Annotated in this window: 15 protein-coding genes; 4 read left to right on the top strand and 11 right to left on the bottom strand. The window is 46.4% G+C overall.

Annotation, left to right across the window (positions count from 1 at the left end; all coding sequences use genetic code 11):
• Positions 1–14: 14 nt before the first annotated feature.
• The 4 genes from paaD to paaA all read right to left on the bottom strand — a co-directional run bounded on the left by paaD (position 15) and on the right by paaA (position 2,874).
• On the bottom strand, positions 15–530 hold the full coding sequence (gene paaD / locus JT717_RS23605; RefSeq protein ID WP_205513502.1) for a 1,2-phenylacetyl-CoA epoxidase subunit PaaD: 516 nt from the start codon (positions 528–530) through the stop codon (positions 15–17).
• 54 nt (positions 531–584) lie between these two features.
• Positions 585–1,412: a 1,2-phenylacetyl-CoA epoxidase subunit PaaC gene (paaC, locus tag JT717_RS23600; protein WP_205513501.1), complete on the bottom strand. Its 828-nt coding sequence runs from the start codon at positions 1,410–1,412 to the stop codon at positions 585–587.
• Between the two features lie 6 nt (positions 1,413–1,418).
• Positions 1,419–1,832 carry a 1,2-phenylacetyl-CoA epoxidase subunit PaaB gene (paaB, locus tag JT717_RS23595; protein ID WP_205513500.1) on the bottom strand — a complete coding sequence of 138 codons (414 nt, stop codon included), beginning with the start codon at positions 1,830–1,832 and terminating at the stop codon, positions 1,419–1,421.
• Between the two features lie 94 nt (positions 1,833–1,926).
• Positions 1,927–2,874, bottom strand: coding sequence for a 1,2-phenylacetyl-CoA epoxidase subunit PaaA (gene paaA / locus JT717_RS23590; RefSeq protein WP_205513499.1), 948 nt, complete (start codon positions 2,872–2,874; stop codon positions 1,927–1,929).
• Between the two features lie 437 nt (positions 2,875–3,311).
• Between paaA and JT717_RS23585 the strand changes: the two genes are divergently transcribed.
• Positions 3,312–3,719, top strand: a complete 408-nt coding sequence (locus JT717_RS23585) for a hypothetical protein (RefSeq protein WP_240348388.1) — start codon at positions 3,312–3,314, stop codon at positions 3,717–3,719.
• A 182-nt stretch (positions 3,720–3,901) separates the two neighbouring features.
• Positions 3,902–5,293, top strand: a complete 1,392-nt coding sequence (locus tag JT717_RS23580; RefSeq protein ID WP_205513498.1) for an amidohydrolase family protein — start codon at positions 3,902–3,904, stop codon at positions 5,291–5,293.
• A gap of 42 nt (positions 5,294–5,335) precedes the next feature.
• On the opposite strand, the gene JT717_RS23575 is transcribed toward JT717_RS23580, so the two are convergent.
• From JT717_RS23575 to JT717_RS23545, 7 genes are all read right to left on the bottom strand, one after another.
• Entirely contained in the window at positions 5,336–6,604 is a 1,269-nt protein-coding gene (locus tag JT717_RS23575; protein WP_205513497.1) for an efflux RND transporter periplasmic adaptor subunit, read from the bottom strand.
• A 7-nt stretch (positions 6,605–6,611) separates the two neighbouring features.
• Entirely contained in the window at positions 6,612–7,913 is a 1,302-nt protein-coding gene (locus JT717_RS23570) for a heavy metal-binding domain-containing protein (RefSeq protein WP_205513496.1), read from the bottom strand.
• Positions 7,914–7,920: 7 nt separating this feature from the next.
• The gene (locus tag JT717_RS23565; RefSeq protein WP_240348387.1) at positions 7,921–9,216 is read right to left on the bottom strand and encodes a TolC family protein; all 1,296 of its coding nucleotides are present in this window, start codon (positions 9,214–9,216) and stop codon (positions 7,921–7,923) included.
• A gap of 4 nt (positions 9,217–9,220) precedes the next feature.
• Positions 9,221–11,158 (bottom strand): efflux RND transporter permease subunit, encoded by a 1,938-nt coding sequence (locus JT717_RS28675; protein WP_205513495.1) that lies wholly within the window; start codon positions 11,156–11,158, stop codon positions 9,221–9,223.
• 4 nt (positions 11,159–11,162) lie between these two features.
• The gene (locus tag JT717_RS28670; protein ID WP_205513494.1) at positions 11,163–12,443 is read right to left on the bottom strand and encodes an efflux RND transporter permease subunit; all 1,281 of its coding nucleotides are present in this window, start codon (positions 12,441–12,443) and stop codon (positions 11,163–11,165) included.
• 207 nt (positions 12,444–12,650) lie between these two features.
• Complete coding sequence (locus JT717_RS23550) at positions 12,651–13,274, bottom strand: DUF3347 domain-containing protein (protein WP_205513493.1); 624 nt, start codon at positions 13,272–13,274, stop codon at positions 12,651–12,653.
• 174 nt (positions 13,275–13,448) lie between these two features.
• Positions 13,449–13,841, bottom strand: coding sequence for an HYC_CC_PP family protein (locus JT717_RS23545; RefSeq protein WP_205513492.1), 393 nt, complete (start codon positions 13,839–13,841; stop codon positions 13,449–13,451).
• A gap of 545 nt (positions 13,842–14,386) precedes the next feature.
• Here JT717_RS23545 and JT717_RS23540 point away from each other — a divergent pair.
• Positions 14,387–14,743 carry a hypothetical protein gene (locus JT717_RS23540; RefSeq protein WP_205513491.1) on the top strand — a complete coding sequence of 119 codons (357 nt, stop codon included), beginning with the start codon at positions 14,387–14,389 and terminating at the stop codon, positions 14,741–14,743.
• Positions 14,744–15,035: 292 nt separating this feature from the next.
• Positions 15,036–15,791, top strand: a complete 756-nt coding sequence (locus JT717_RS23535) for a DUF6089 family protein (RefSeq protein WP_205513490.1) — start codon at positions 15,036–15,038, stop codon at positions 15,789–15,791.
• Positions 15,792–15,824 lie beyond the last annotated feature (33 nt).

Genomic DNA, 15,824 nt, shown 5'->3' with positions numbered 1-15,824 from the left:
AACAGGAAAGTTAACTAATAGCATTTAAAATAGTCGAAAGGCTCCTGGCAGTCGTTACACTGGAATAGCGCTTTGCAGGCGGTTGATCCAAATTCGCTTATGCGCCGGGTATTGTATGAATTACAGTGCGGGCATTGCACTGCTTCGTCTTCTGCAAACAACTCGGTATGGCAAACCTGTTGTTTAGGGTTGGGAGGCGCAATACCATAGGCCTTTAGTTTTTGTTTACCGGCTTCCGTCATCCAGTCGGTTGTCCAGGCCGGTGATAAAATGGTAGTGATCTGCACATTGTTATACCCATGTTGCATCAAAACCATGCGTATATTCATCCGTATAACATCCATGGCCGGGCAACCTGAATAGGTAGGCGTGATCACTACTTCTATTTTCTCCTCCTCATTCGCCTTTGCTATTTTTACATCCCTTACTATTCCCAGGTCAATCACCGTTAACACAGGCACTTCGGGATCACACACTCCTTCCAGTATCTCCCATACTTTTCTAACTGATATGTTCTCCGTTGTCTTCATTATTGTATTTCACCTTTCAAACACTTGTATTTACCTGGCCCACTGCCTGTTGGCCTACCATTCACAACCGGGATAAACGCGTTGCATATACTGCATTTCCGCCAGTATATAACCCAGGTGTTCCGAATGCACACCTTCCTTACCCCCATGTTGCATCCAGGTGCTTTCGCGGCCTGCAGTTGCATCGGTAAGCATTGCTTCGGCAAAGACCTCATTCACCCTTTGTTGCCAATGCGTTTTTAGCGCGGTAACATCAACGCCAGCACCGGCTTCAACAGCTGCGGTTTCATAACTGGCCGGTATAAATAATTCACCGGTATACATCCATAATTCATCGAGTGCATTCAATAACCTGTTTGCACTTTCTTCAGTACCATCGCCCAGCCGGATCACCCATTCACTGCTCCAGCGCAAGTGATAAGTCACTTCTTTCAATGACTTTTCTGCAATGGCGGCCAAGGTGGCATCGGTTGAACGCTGTAATTGCTGGTACAAAAAGAACTGGTAGGTACTGAAAAAGAATTGTCGCAAAATGGTTTGCGCCCAATCGCCATTAGGTTGCTCCACCAGCAGGCAGTTCTTATAAGCTCTAACGTCGCGCAGGTAAGCAAGGCTGTCTTCCGTGGCAAGCCCAGCCTGACCTTCCCCGTTCGCAATAGGCGCTCCTTTAGGTAGCGGGGTAGCGTTCAGTTCATTCATCAGGGTTGCGGCGTACTGGTATAAACTTCTGGCCTGGCCTAAAAGGTCCAGCGAAATATTGGTGATGGCGATGTCCTGCTCCAATACAGGCCCATGCCCGCACCACTCACTATTGCGTTGTGCCAGTATGAGGGCATTATCTGCGAGGTGTAGCGTATAGTTATAAATCGTGTCCTTTGTCATGGCTGATTACATATGCGTTAATTCATCGGGCAGATCATAAAAGGTAGGATGCCGGTATACCTTGTCATTCGCCGGTTCATAGAACGAAGCGGCTTCATCGGGATTCGACGCATGGACGTATTTGCTTTCCACTACCCAAATGCTTACACCTTCCATGCGGCGTGTATACACATCGCGGGCATTTTCGATAGCCATTTGTGCATCGGCCGCATGCAAACTGCCTACATGTTTGTGATCGATGCCCTGCTTGCTGCGGATGAATACTTCCCATAAAGGCCAGTCGGCGCCATCCCCGCTCCCTCCGGTAGCTGGGGAACCAGCCTCTTTTGAGGAGCTTTTCATTACCCGGTCATTTACCTGACCGCCACCTTTATCTTCCGGGATATCACCGTAATAATATTTTGTCAGTCGTATAGCCATTACAATCGTTTTATTTTCTTACCTGGCGCTCATTGCGATCAGGTACTTGTTTTTATTTCTTCAGCTATTTCTATTCTCCACTGCCATCCTTCAATTAGGCAATTTGTTTTTCCTGGCGCTGTTTTCTTTTAGCGGCATGCGCCCTCGCTGCATCTCTCACCCAGGCCCCTTCGTCCCAGGCTTTGCGCCGGGCATCGAGGCGTTGCTTATTACAGGGTCCATTGCCTTTTACTACATTCCAGAACTCTGTCCAGTCAATTTCACCAAAATCATAATGATTGGTTTGTTCATTCCATTTCAGCTGCGGATCGGGTAAACTCATGTTCAATACTTTTACCTGTTCAGCGATCATGTCAACAAACTTTTGCCGAAGCACATCATTACTCATGCGTTTTATTTTCCATTGGGTGCTTTGCTCACTGTGGGTTGATTCGCTGTCGTGCGGACCAAACATCATCAGGGAAGGCCACCACCAGCGATTGATCGCATCCTGGCACATGGTACGTTGTTCGGCTGTACCTTTTGAAAGCGCCATGAGTATATCGAAGCCCTGCCGCTGGTGAAAACTTTCTTCCTTGCAAATGCGCACCATCGCCCGGGCATAGGGCCCATAAGAAGTGCGGCATAACATTACCTGGTTCAGGATCGCAGCTCCATCAACCAGCCAGCCAATGGCGCCAATGTCGCCCCAGGTAAGCGTAGGATAATTAAAAATGGAAGAATATTTGGCTTTGCCGCTATGCAGGTCAAGGATGGTTTGTTCGCGGGTAGTGCCTAAGGTCTCGGCAGCAGAATACAGGTACAGGCCATGCCCCGCTTCATCCTGCACTTTGGCAAGCAGAATGGCTTTTCTTTTCAGACTGGGCGCCCGGCTGATCCAGTTCCCTTCGGGCAGCATACCCACTATTTCACTATGTGCGTGCTGCGAGATCTGCCTGATCAACGTTTTTCTATAGGCATCCGGCATCCAGTCTTTTGGTTCTATCTTGATCTCTTGGTCAATTTTTGACAGAAAGATTTTTTCTAATTCCTGCACCGACATGGCAATTCGTTTTTAGTAGTTCCAAAGATAATCATTTGTCATTAATACTAACAATCGTTAGTGGTTTATTGCCTGTATTTGCCTTGTTTTTTCGCAAAGCAGGCATAACCAGGTTAATAAATCATTAACTGAAAGCCCTTTTACGGACTTGAAAACGGGTTGGGCATCATGTGGCGTTTCGCATGAAATGCAGGCTGGCAGCGGGTTTTAACATTTTATACAGGGTTTAAACATCCTATAAATGCAGTAGAGTTGATTTTTGCAGGGCCCTGGCACTCCATAAGTTTGCAATACGAAACGCAACAAAGAACACCACCTGGTGTAAAGCTGAAACAAGATGTTGCCCTCTCTTTCGAAAAGACGTACGAATTGCCTGCCGCCGATTGTCCAAATGGGATAAGAATTAACAGCATTAAAAAAATTATAAATTACACATCATGAAAAAGGCAATGAGGAATTACGGAATTATCGCCATCGTTTTAGTAGCTTTTACTTTCGCTTTCTCTAACACTGTAATGGCAAATGAAGAAGGCCCCAAAAAACATGTTACTGAATTAAAGTTCATCGGCAATAAAGAAAATCAACCTGTATTTGAACTGAACCTGAGCTCTACAGTGGAGGACGAGTACACCGTTACTTTCCGCGATGAGTATGGTAACCTGCTGTACACTGAGAAATTCAAAGGCGCTAACCTCAACAAAAGATTCCTGTTAAAAGCAGATGATCTTGGAGATGCAGCTTTGAATGTGGTGGTAAAATCTAAAAAGAACAATACCACTGAGGTTTACTCGATCAACAGAAGCCACAGCTATGTTGAAGAAACTGTAGTAAACAAAGTAAAATAAGCGACGACTACCAGTCATCAACATTACATAAAGTTTGCACGAGGGCGCCCCGATCGATCGGGGCGTTTTCTTTTTTAACCAGGCAGTGCTTATGCCTTAAATAATTCTAATATAACGGTGAATTTCACACTAGATGGCGAAATCCATTAAATTTTGCTAACTTCCATTGCAAACCTTACCGCATGAGAAAATTACTCTTGCTCGCCGTGAGCATATTGTTACTACAGGCTATCCGTGCGCAACACACTATCCTGATCAGGCAGGTAAATATTGTGGATGTAGAAAAAGGCACCATTATCAAAAATGCCGATGTACTGATCAGGGATACTGCTATTCTCACTATTGCTACCAGGCAATCCGATCTTAAGGCAGATACTGTTATCGATGGCAGTAACCGGTACCTCATACCGGGTTTATGGGATATGCATGTGCATATGTGGACGGATGCATGGTTCCCGCTCCTGCTCGCCAATGGTGTAACAGGCGTTCGTGATATGTTCTTTTTCATTCAACTGATCCAGGGATGGAAGAAAAAGATCGCCAGTAATGAAATTGCCGGTCCGCAAATTGTTGCCGCCGGTCCCATTGTTGACGGCCCCAAACCAATTTGGCCGGGATCGGTTGCCGTGAAGGATGCAGCACAGGCCAAACAGGCAGTAGACTCATTGAAAAATATCTTACACACTGATTTCGTAAAAGTGTATTCCCTGCTGCCCAGGGATGCTTATTTCGCCATTGCTGAAGAGGCTGCCAAACAGCATATTCCTTTTGCCGGACATGTGCCCACACAGGTCACCGTTGTAGAAGCAGCATGTGCCGGTCAAAAAAGCCAGGAGCATCTGAATGGATTCCTGGAGGCAGCGTCTGACAGCGCTGATTACTATATGCAGGTATTACAGGGAAAGATAATTGATACCAATCTAAGGAAACCGGACAATGCCAAACAATTTCTGCAACGGACATATAATGCCCGCAAACTCAAAAGCATATTGCAGGAAATAAAAAAATACAATAGCTGGATCTGTCCCACCCTGATCGTTAACTATAATATGGCGTTTATACATGATACGTCCAGGTTAAGAGACCCCCGGTTACAATACCTGTCCAAAAGCATTGCGCAGGGCTGGGACCCAAGCAAGGATTTTCGCTCAAAATCGCGAACGCCGGAATCAGCTGCTGTTTATGAACGCAATTTTCAGATGCAGCTTCAATTGATCAAGCCAATTTTTGATGCCGGCATTCCCATCCTCGCAGGAACCGATTTCCCGAATCCTTATTGTTTCCCGGGTTTTGGTTTGCACGATGAACTGGAATGGCTGGTAAAGGCTGGCCTCACGCCCGCACAGGCTTTGCAGACAGCTACTATTAATCCGGCCCGTTACCTGGAACTGCAAAACAGCTACGGAACCGTTAGCGCTGGAAAAATCGCCGACCTGGTATTACTGGATGAGAACCCCTTAGTCAATATCAGTAACACCAAAAAGATCCGGGCAGTGTTTGTGCATGGAAAAGTATATGACAGGGCAAGGCTCAACAATATGCTGGAAGCAGCCAAAAAGAAGGCTGGCAATTAAATCGCCAGGGCTGAACGGTGTGAAGCTTCCAGGAAACAGCCATTAGTGATGGTGGCCGCTGGCAGCATCGGCACCCTTTTTAAAAATGTATTCGCTGTTTAGCAGATAAGCGCCACTGATCACTACCACTTCGCCCTGCTGCAGCCCTGATTTAACTTCTATACGGTCGCCGCTTTCCAGGCCGGTCTCGATCATTTTTCGCTTGTAGGTATTTTGATCGGTTTGCACCCATACCATCGCCATTTTTCCATCGCGCAATACTGCATCGATGGGCAGCGTCATCGCATTACCGGCACTGCTTTTTAAGATCACGTATGCCGGCATGCCAGGTTTTAATTGATTGTTGGTATTGGCGATCGATACCCGTAATAAATTAATGCGGGTATCTGCGCTTATTTCCGGATTTGCAAAGGTCACCTTGCCTTTTATTTCCTTTCCGGGCATATCGGGCAACTGCACCGTTGCCACGCCTTTATAATCAATAGAGGCCAGTTGTGAGGCGTATACCTGCGCTTCCGCCCACAGGGTCGACAGGTCGGCCAGTTTTACTACTACGCCTCCTTCCATTACATACTGCCCTTCTTTTACCGGTAATTCTGTTACATATCCCGAAGCAGTACTATAGAATGCGGTCAGCGGCGAGAATTGTTTTGTTTTTCCCAACGCATCGATCTGGGATTCGCTCATACCCCATAACATCAGTTTGTTTTTGGCGCTTTGCAGCAATTGTTTAAAATCGATGATGGAATTGCCCAAAGTCTGCTGTCTTTCCATGGCCGCCAGGTATTCCTGTTTGGCGGTATTCAATTCCTCGCTGTACAGATCGAAGAGGCGATCGCCTTTTTTTATATAGTCACCGGTATTTTTAAAATACAATCTGTCTATGCGGCCGGTGATCCGGGCGCTTACCGTATTTACTTTCATTTCGTCGAAGTTCAGGGTAGCGGTCAACACTACTTTATCGCCCATGAGAGCGTTGCCAAGCGTATCGGTTTGAATGTTGCCCAGCTGGATCTGCTCGTCGCTAAGCATAATTTCATCCCGGGCTTCCTTTGATCTGTTAACCGGTATCAGGTCCATGTGACAAATAGGGCAGGTACCCGGTTTGTCCTGCATGATCTGCGGATGCATGGAGCAGGTATAATAACTGTCGCTTTTTGCTGTTGCAGGCGTTCTTTTGTTTTTGCAGGCGCTCAGTAAAAAGACCGCCGCCAATGCTGCATAGAGAACAAAGCGTAGAAAGGAGCGTCGCAAGTAAAGCCGATCAGCATTCCTGCCGCCCGAACCATAAGAGAAAATATTTTGAAGCATATTGTTGCTATTGTTTCACTTTAATAAAACTTTCGCTATCTACCAGGTATTGGGCATTGGCAGCCACTTCATCTTCTTCTGTCAAGCCATTCAATACCTGGATCAAATGATCATTTACAATGCCGGCCTCTATTTTATGTGCAATAAAAGCATCATCCTTTTTTACAAAAACCACCTTATCGAGCCCCAGGGTAAGTACGGCTTCTTCGGGTAACCAGCGTGCAGAACGGGCGCCGGCAAATATGACGGCTTTTACCTGGCTGCCGATGGGTATGGCATTATTGGCATTGTTGAAGTACACGCGGGCCGTGGCCGTTTTATTATCAGGCCGGTAAAATGGCTCAATAAAACTAATGGCCGCCCTGAAATCTTTGTCAGGCACTGTTTCCGGGATTATGCGCACTTTATCGCCCACTTTTACCATGCTGGCCTGCCCGGAGAAAATATTCAATACCGCCCAGGCTTTGGATGGATTGTAGATCACAAATAAATTCTGCCCCTTAGTTACATACATGCCCTCTTTGAGGGGCAACTCCTCAGTGATCAGCGATACATCTTTCATTCCGCTTTGTGCCTGCTGTTGCATGGATTCAGGCGAACTGCTTTCGTGAATATGCCCGCTGTATGCGCTATAGATGGAAACCGTATTAACAGGTTTGCCGCTTTTTATAACCTGGTCGAGCTGCTGATTACTCATGCCCAGCAATAGCAGCTTTTGACGCGCCGCGCCAATAAGCGTTTTATTTTCTGCATCGTGCTGCTGCAGGAACAAGAGGTTCTGCTGGGCCGTTAACAGTTCAGGACTGTATATATCCATGATCTTTTGCCCTTTGCTCACCTTTTGATACCTGTATTTGACATACAACTTTTCGATGCGGCCAGATACATTGGAAGACAGGGTGCCTACCTGCCGGGTGTCATAGGTAATAAAACCATAAGCAGGTATCTCTATGGGTTCGTCACGCAACTGAATATGTACCGTAGGGATCGACGAAAGCACATACTGGTTGCTTGGCCGTAACAGATCGTTTAAGGTTATATCTGTGACCTTTTCGCCATTGGCTGATTTTTTCACGAGGTCCATACCACATACCGGGCAGCTGCCTGCTTTGTCATTAATGATCTGCGGGTGCATGGGGCAGGTGTAGGTTTCCTTTGCAGCTGCCTGTGTTTGTGGCTGTTTTTGTTTTGCTTCCTGACACGCTGTAAATACGATAGACAACAGGCAATAGGCAATAAGCAGTATATAAGCTCTGTTTATTGACCATTTACCACTGACCATTGACCATAGACGATGATGACTACTCATTTTAAAATTATTTGATCTCCAGTATCTTTTCAAGTTCAGCCTGTAGCAACAATGCAGCCTTTAACTGATCCAAATATTCCAGCTGCGTCATATTCAAAGCTTCCCAGGCATCGAAGAGTTCGAACAGTTCTTCGGTGTTCTGCTCATAGCCCAATTGCATGGTTTGAAAATTCTTTCGCAAAGCCGGCACGATCTGCGTTTCGTATAATCGCATTTGTTTCCTTTTGGTTTCGAGCTCTGCACGGGCGGAGCCCGCCATGCCGGCAGCTTCATTCAGGATCATTTGCTGCTGGCTGCGCAGGGATTCATTTTGCCATACCAGGCTTTCGGCCTTGGCCTTATTCATTTTTGACGACCATTTTGCGAGCGGAAACTTCACCATGCCCATGACCGTAAATTGCGCCGGTTGCGCCGCCAGTCCGATCATGTGATCATACCTGATCCCGAATTCCGGTTTTAGTTTTGCCAGCTCGGCTGTACGCTGCAGGTTGTTCACTTCCATATTGCGTTGTAAAGCCTGGATATCGCTTCGCCTGGCGGCCAGGTAGGCCGAATCCATTATGGCCGGGGAGAATTCTTTAAGATCATAGACAGTGTCAATACTGAATTCTGTATCGGCCTTGCGGTACATCAGGCTGTTGAGCATAATGCGCTTTTGACGCAGCTCGCTTTCCACCATCAGTTTCATATTGTCGATATTGGCCAACGCCGCTTTTGCTTTATAATAGGCACTGATCCTGCCCAAACCGTTCTTATACCGGATCTCAGCGCTTTTGATCATAAAGTCAAGTATATGACTGCCTTCATCAAGCACCGCCTGCTTTTTAAGCAGGATCACCCATTCATAATAACTTTTTTTGGCGGTGTACAACAACTCATTTAATGCCACTTTTCTTCTTTCTGTTTCCACGGTTGACATGGATCGCATCCAGGCGGCTTCGGCGTTCTGCTTTTTACGGTTGGGAAACATTTGTTGCGCCGACACCATAAAAAAGCCCATTCCTTCACTATGCATCATTGGATTGGCCTTGATCTCTTTCGTATCATAAGGCGTCATAAACAAGCCTGCACCCGCCTCCGGCGGCATCCAGCTGTAGGCGCCTTTGGCGGCTTCATTAAAAGCGCGGGCTTCGGCTTCATACATTTTTAAACCCGGGTTTTTGCTCTCGACCGTTGTTAAGATCTCCTGCAGGGTCATTGGTGATTGAGCGGATAAGGCCATCGCCCAGCCTGCCATAATACCGGTTATTATACATCTTTTGAACATACTGTCTTTTTTATCGCAATGCTTTGCGTATTTCAATTGACTAATGTTTTGCTTCCAATACATCTATCTTTCCATGCTTACGCAATTCAAATTCTTTAGCCATTAAAAAGATCAATGGGGTCACCAATAAGATGTGGGTAGCAGAAGTAAGTACACCGCCCACCATGGGTAACACGATCGGCTTCATAACATCACTGCCAACACCATGGCTCCACAGAATGGGCACCAGCGCAAACAGCGACACACATACCGTCATGATCTTTGGCCGTAATCTTTTCGCAGCACCGGCAATTACATATTCCCGCAGGTCTTCCCGGGTGATCGTTTCCCTTGAATTTCCCTTAAGGGCTACCAGTTGCTGCATGGCATCGTTCAAATAGATCACCATCACAATCCCCGTTTCTACGGCCAGTCCAAACAAGGCGATAAAACCAACGGCCACCGCAACTGAAAGATTTACATCCCAGAACCAGATCATGTAGGCGCCGCCGATCAGTGCAAAGGGTATGGTGATAAGGCTTAAAAATGCTTCGCGTGCAGAATGAAATGCGAAATACATGGAAATAAAAATAACGAGTAATACCACGGGCAGGATAAGCTTGAGGGTGCGCTCACTGCGCATCAGGTTCTCGTACTGGCCGCTCCATTCCAGATAGTATCCTTTTGGTAATTTACTGATCATGGCGTCCAGTTTTTCACGCGCTTCGTTTACGGTGCTGCCAAGATCCCGCTCCCGTACATTGAACAAAACCGTTCCGCGCAGCATGGCATTTTCTGAATTGATCATCGGCGGGCCTTCTGCAATGGTAACATCAGCTACGGCTTCCAGGGGAACGGGACCATAATTCATAGTTTGTACCTGTAACCGTTTCAATGCACTGAGGTTATTGCGAAAATCCTGGCCAAAGCGCGCATTTACCGAAAAACGCTGGCGGCCTTCCACGGTAGTGGTTAATTTCATTCCGCCCAAAGCAATTTCAATTACCCGGTTCACATCGTCTACGCTCAGCCCATAACGGCTGATCTCGTCGCGTTTAATATGGATGTCGATGTATTTACCGCCGGTAATGGGTTCAACGTACAGGTCTTTAATGCCGTTAATTCCTTCCAGTTCCTTTTTAATGGTTTCAGCAAAGGCGTAAATGGTATCCAAGTTCTGGCCATATACTTTCACGCCTACATCGGTACGGATACCGGTACTCAGCATATTGATCCGGTTGATGATTGGCTGCGTCCAGCCATTGGTCACACCGGGTATCTGCAGTTTATTATTCAGTTCATTAATGATATCATTCTTGGTGATACCGGCCCGCCATTCTGCCTGTGGCTTCAGGAGGATGATGGTTTCTATCATACTGATAGGAGAGTTATCGGTAGCCGTATTGGCCCGGCCTGCTTTACCCAGCACATTCTTTACCTCCGGAACCGTTTTAATGATCTTATCCTGCACCTGCAAAATGCGCTTCACTTCACTGTTCGATACATCGGGCAAAGTGACCGGCATAAACAATAAAGAACCTTCATCGAGTGGTGGCATAAATTCCCGCCCCAGGCTCATGAGCAGCGGAATGCTGATGGCCAGCGCAATGATATTTACGGCAATGGTTGTTTTGCGCCACTTAATGCAGGCGCGTATCACCGGCTCATATACCCGCTCGAGCAAGCGGTTTACCGGGTTGGCCGTTTCGGGCCTGAAACGGCCCTTCATGAAGAAGGAGATCAGTACCGGCGCCAGCGTAACCACCAGCAGGGCATCAACCACCATGATAAAGGTCTTGGTAAAGGCCAGCGGGTGAAATAATTTTCCTTCCTGGCCGGTGAGCAGGAATACCGGCAAAAAGGAGGTAATTATAATGATGGTTGAAAAGAATACGCCCCTCGAGACCTGTTTGCAGGCTTTTTCTATGATCTGCATCCGCACGAGCTCCGGAATGCGGGGTTTATCCTTTCCGCGTATTTTCTTAAATAATTTCGTCATTGGATCATGATTTTGTGCTTTGCTGCTGCTGGTACTCCGCCAAATGGCGATACGCGTTCTCACTCATAATGATGCCATTGTCGACAATAACCCCAATGGCCAGGGCAATACCGGTCAATGACATGATATTCGATGACAGGCCAACGGCATTTAACAGAATAAAACTTACTGCAATGGTGATGGGGATCTGTATGATGATGCTTAAGGCGCTGCGCCAGTGGAACAGGAAGATAATGACGATCACACATACCACGATCATTTCTTCAACGAGCTTATTCTTTACATTGCCAATGGCTGCCTGAATGAGCTCACTGCGATCGTACCCGGTTTTAAAAGTTACGCCCTGCGGCAATCCCTTTTCCACCTCTTTCATCTTTTCCTTAACAGCCGTGATCACTTTATCGGCATTTTCGCCATAACGCATTACGACAATGCCGCCTACCACTTCGCCCTGCCCATTCTCATCAAAAATGCCGAGCCGCAGATCGCCGCCCATTTGCACCGTACCAATATCTTTTACGCGCACAGGAATACCATTGTAATTGCCAACGGCAATACTTTCCAGGTCTTCCTTATTTTTCACATACCCCAATCCGCGGATGATATAAGCCATATCGCTCATTTCAAACTTGCGGCCGCCTACATCATTATTGGCAGCTTTAACCGTGTTCATTACATCCATGAGGGATACGTTGTAAAACTGCAGCTTAACAGGATCGAGCACAAGCTGGTATTGCTTTTCGAATCCACCAAAAGAAGAAACCTCTGCTACCCCGGGAACCGTTTGCAGGGCCAGTTTAATATACCAGTCCTGCAAAGCCCGTTGTTCGCCCAGATCCATCTGTTTTGCGTCGAGCGTGTACCAGAACACGTGTCCCACGCCGGTACCGTCGGGGCCTAATGTGGGGCTGATCCCTTCGGGCAGCAGGCGTTGTGCATAGTTCAGGCGTTCCAGCACGCGGGTACGGGCCCAATAGATATCGGTATTATCTTCGAAGATCACATACACGAAACTCATCCCGAACATGGAGGTCGCCCGCACGTTCTTCACCTTCGGTATGCCCTGCAGGTTGCTCACCAGGGGATAGGTCACCTGGTCTTCGATTATTTGCGGACTGCGGCCCATCCATTCGGTAAATACGATCACCTGGTTCTCCGATAAGTCGGGAATGGCGTCGATGGGGTTTTTCTGCACATTGACAAAACCCCATGCCAACAGAGCTGCAGCCATGGCCAGTACAACGTACCGGTTTTTGAGCGACCAGCTTATTAATGATGATATCATAACTATTTATTGATGGCTCTGTAAATCATGAATGGTGAATGGTGCGTGTTGAGTGACTCATAATCTTTTAGATTAAGATCTGATCTTGCCCCATCAGAAATTCATTGCCTCACTGCCTGCCCGTTACTCACCATAGCTCCTGATTATCCGAACCTGTATTTCATTATCACGGCTTGTCCCGGCCCCTGGCCGGGGTTATCACATTGTTTATTGAATCTCTTCTTCCACACTACCGCATTCCATCATCTTATCACCAAAGTAGGGGTTCCTGACTTCCCTGGTTTCGCTTAACCACATAGCGCCTTTGCCATCTTTTGCCATCGGACAATGATCATGATACAGGGTTTTTCCCCCGCCAAAAGCTTTTACCAGGGCATACATATTTTCGCTTAAGAGAGAAAAGCGTTCGCGCTGGTGTTCAAGATCATTGGTGCTTTTTGAAATATGTTCTGCGTGTTCCTTCATGCCGGCCTCATGCTGATCGTACACTTTTTTCTGATCGGCCGCTAACAGCGATTTATCAAAGCCCTTCATAGCTTCCAGCATATTTTTAGCAGCATCACCGGCTTCACTTGCCTTTCCATTGGTGAGCGCGTTCTTTATTTGCAGATAGTGATCAGTGATCTTTTTCATGTAGCTGGCAACACCGGCATCTACATTGCTAAAGGAAGCCTTCACTACTTTTATTTCAGCGTTCTCTTCCGTGGCAGCATGACCAGATGAAGCATGCTCATCCTTTTGCGTTTGGGTTTGTTCCGTAGAGGTATTGTCACCGCAGGAATATACGATTACTGAGAAAGTTGTCAACAACCCGAAAAAAAGCTGTTTCATTTGATTCGTTTTTGAAGTGATGAATATTATAAACAATACCAGAAAAAGCAGGCTGGATCAGCAACCAGGCTTTTTCAAATACACTATTAAATTTTAGAAGGAAGATATGTGCAGGCATTGCTGTAAATAATGCCAGCGGCCCAACAGGTTGTCAGGCATGAGGAAGAAAACAGATCAAATACGGAAAATGCAATAACGGATCCGGAGGGGCACCCCGCTTCGTGGCGGCGCATTGGATACCGGATGTTCTTCAGTAACAGAAGCGGCCACCGGCGTTATAAAAGAAGGATATGAGGTAATAAGCGGAATTTCAACAGGGGCTCCGGCCTGGTAGCGGTTCTCCCCTTTTTGGTCTTTCTCTACCTGTAACACATGGTATTTGTCTTCGCAGCAGCCGTTCTTTTTGGTTTTCACCTTTTCCATGCCGCATTTGTCACAGGTATGTGATTCTTTTATGGAAAGGTCCCAGTTTACCAGCCGCCCCATGCAATAATGCAGGTTTACCGTAGCGCCTACCGAGGTGCCAAGGTAAAAGAGGGCGAATATGAATACCAGGAACTTTTTCATAACGCTGTAAAAGTATAGCGTTTTTTTGGAATGGGATTTATAAAATTTCCATCAAAGCTTACATAATTCGCGGGTGAGCAGTATGTAGCCACAATTCTCAACCTTATAAACTAAACGTAATCAACTAAATAACCCGCACAGCCCCTGTCAATCTGTTAACCCTTCTCACTTTATCAGGCCCGGTCCTTTCAATTGCAGGCCAGCCGGCACACATCACACTTATATTGTATCTGTTGCTAAGGTCAGGTCCATTCAATACCGCAAAGCACTTTTGTGATATTGTACTGAGCATAGTGATAGTTACATATAATTCATCGATAAGATTTGCGGGCATGTACCAGTTCCGCCTATCCGCATTAATCTTACTAATTGCTGTTTTCAGCGTAAGCTGTAAGTGCAATTTTGTTTATACAGTGCCGTAGTATAGTTTAGCATTTTGCCAGGCTTCTTTTCGATAGTACAACACGCTGATCCGGCAACCTTTTTATTTGTAGTATCGTAACAGAAGATAAGAAACCGAATCATTAATCCAATAAAACGCCTGTATGAAGAAAATTCTTAGTCTGACGGCCTGTTTCATAGTTTTCATAGCACTGGCTAATTCGTGTACAAAAGACAGTAAAAACGGCGATTCCTCGACTGTTGATTGCAGCACTGTTACCACTTCGTTCTCAGGCCATGTAAAGCCTTTGATCGCCTCCAGCTGCGCAAAACCCGATTGTCATGCTGCAGGAACTTCCAACGGTCCGGGCCCACTTACCGATTACACCCAGATCTTTAATGCAAGGGCACGCATCCGCACTTCTGTAGCCAATGGCTCCATGCCTCAGGATGCGAGTTTTTCCGCTGCCCAAAAGGCCCTTATTACCTGTTGGATCGATGCCGGGGCACCCAACAATTAGATCGGTGAAGCATACCGGTAAGATTGTTAAATATGTGCAAACAGGCGCAATGTTGCAGGCAAAAGCTCGTCCAATGTTGTATAAAGAGATTATTGTAACGAGTTTTTCATGGGTGTTACTTTTAAAGTGCAGGCCCTGTTTTTACAGGGCTTTTTTATGCCCATATAATTCAAAAATATTTACTAAAATTTGTTGTCATTAAACTTTCAGGCATAATCTTCGTCTTACAACATTACAGCAATAACCAAAAAAACATTGATGGCCCCTTTCTACGCGACCAAACATCCATTACATGAAAGTGAAGTCCGCAAAGGCCATTGCAATTTCTATAACATTTTGCAGTTTTTTCAGTGCCGCATACGCACAGCCAGATCTTCCTAAACATGAATTAGGCTTTGGTGCAGGCATTTTCGTTTACCAGGGCGATCTAACGCCCGAAGCAGCAGGCGCCTTTAAATCGCCCGGTTTTGCCTTCAATCTGTTCTATAATCGAATACTTACCCGGTCATTTTCTATCAGGGCCAACCTGGCGCATGGAAAGCTGACAGCCAATGAGGCCAACTACGATGATCCGGAATGGCGTAAAGAACGCAGTTTACGATTCACTGCCCGCAATACCGAGATTGCAGCCCTTTTGGTTTGGAATATTTTAGGTAATAACTACAGCGATAGAAAAACGCTTTCCCCTTATATTTTTGGTGGCGCTGGACTGAGCTCTTTGCGCATTAAACGCGACTGGAGCCGTGTCAATTACGATTATTTTGCCAATGACCCCGACTTCCTGGAAGGGCTAGCGATTGACACCTTGCATACCTTGCCTGGTACCATTCCCGTTATCCCGATGGGGTTAGGCGTAAGGTACCCCATTTCAAACAAGCTGTCGGTGATGGCAGAAGCGTCTTACCGCATAACTTTCAACGATTATATCGATGGGTTCAGCAAGGCTTCCAATCCGGATAGGAACGACTACTACTCTAACTATTCCATCGGCATTATATACACGTTGGGAAGAAAAAATTCGCTTGACTGTCCGCCGATGCGCAATTAAGCCATTTACCAGTAGATCATACGCTGGCTGAAA

This window comes from Longitalea arenae (genome assembly GCF_016924755.1).
Taxonomy (GTDB): Bacteria; Bacteroidota; Bacteroidia; order Chitinophagales; family Chitinophagaceae; genus Niastella; species Niastella arenae.
Note: the sequence above shows the minus strand (reverse complement) of the source record. Positions and strands in the feature narration are given on the sequence as shown.

Coding starts and splice junctions, on each gene's coding strand:
- paaD (WP_205513502.1), bottom strand. CDS start 530: ATGAAGACAACGGAGAACATATCAGTTAGAAAAGTATGGGAGATACTG.
- paaC (WP_205513501.1), bottom strand. CDS start 1,412: ATGACAAAGGACACGATTTATAACTATACGCTACACCTCGCAGATAAT.
- paaB (WP_205513500.1), bottom strand. CDS start 1,832: ATGGCTATACGACTGACAAAATATTATTACGGTGATATCCCGGAAGAT.
- paaA (WP_205513499.1), bottom strand. CDS start 2,874: ATGTCGGTGCAGGAATTAGAAAAAATCTTTCTGTCAAAAATTGACCAA.
- JT717_RS23585 (WP_240348388.1), top strand. CDS start 3,312: ATGAAAAAGGCAATGAGGAATTACGGAATTATCGCCATCGTTTTAGTA.
- JT717_RS23580 (WP_205513498.1), top strand. CDS start 3,902: ATGAGAAAATTACTCTTGCTCGCCGTGAGCATATTGTTACTACAGGCT.
- JT717_RS23575 (WP_205513497.1), bottom strand. CDS start 6,604: ATGCTTCAAAATATTTTCTCTTATGGTTCGGGCGGCAGGAATGCTGAT.
- JT717_RS23570 (WP_205513496.1), bottom strand. CDS start 7,913: ATGAGTAGTCATCATCGTCTATGGTCAATGGTCAGTGGTAAATGGTCA.
- JT717_RS28675 (WP_205513495.1), bottom strand. CDS start 11,158: ATGACGAAATTATTTAAGAAAATACGCGGAAAGGATAAACCCCGCATT.
- JT717_RS28670 (WP_205513494.1), bottom strand. CDS start 12,443: ATGATATCATCATTAATAAGCTGGTCGCTCAAAAACCGGTACGTTGTA.
- JT717_RS23550 (WP_205513493.1), bottom strand. CDS start 13,274: ATGAAACAGCTTTTTTTCGGGTTGTTGACAACTTTCTCAGTAATCGTA.
- JT717_RS23545 (WP_205513492.1), bottom strand. CDS start 13,841: ATGAAAAAGTTCCTGGTATTCATATTCGCCCTCTTTTACCTTGGCACC.
- JT717_RS23540 (WP_205513491.1), top strand. CDS start 14,387: ATGAAGAAAATTCTTAGTCTGACGGCCTGTTTCATAGTTTTCATAGCA.
- JT717_RS23535 (WP_205513490.1), top strand. CDS start 15,036: ATGAAAGTGAAGTCCGCAAAGGCCATTGCAATTTCTATAACATTTTGC.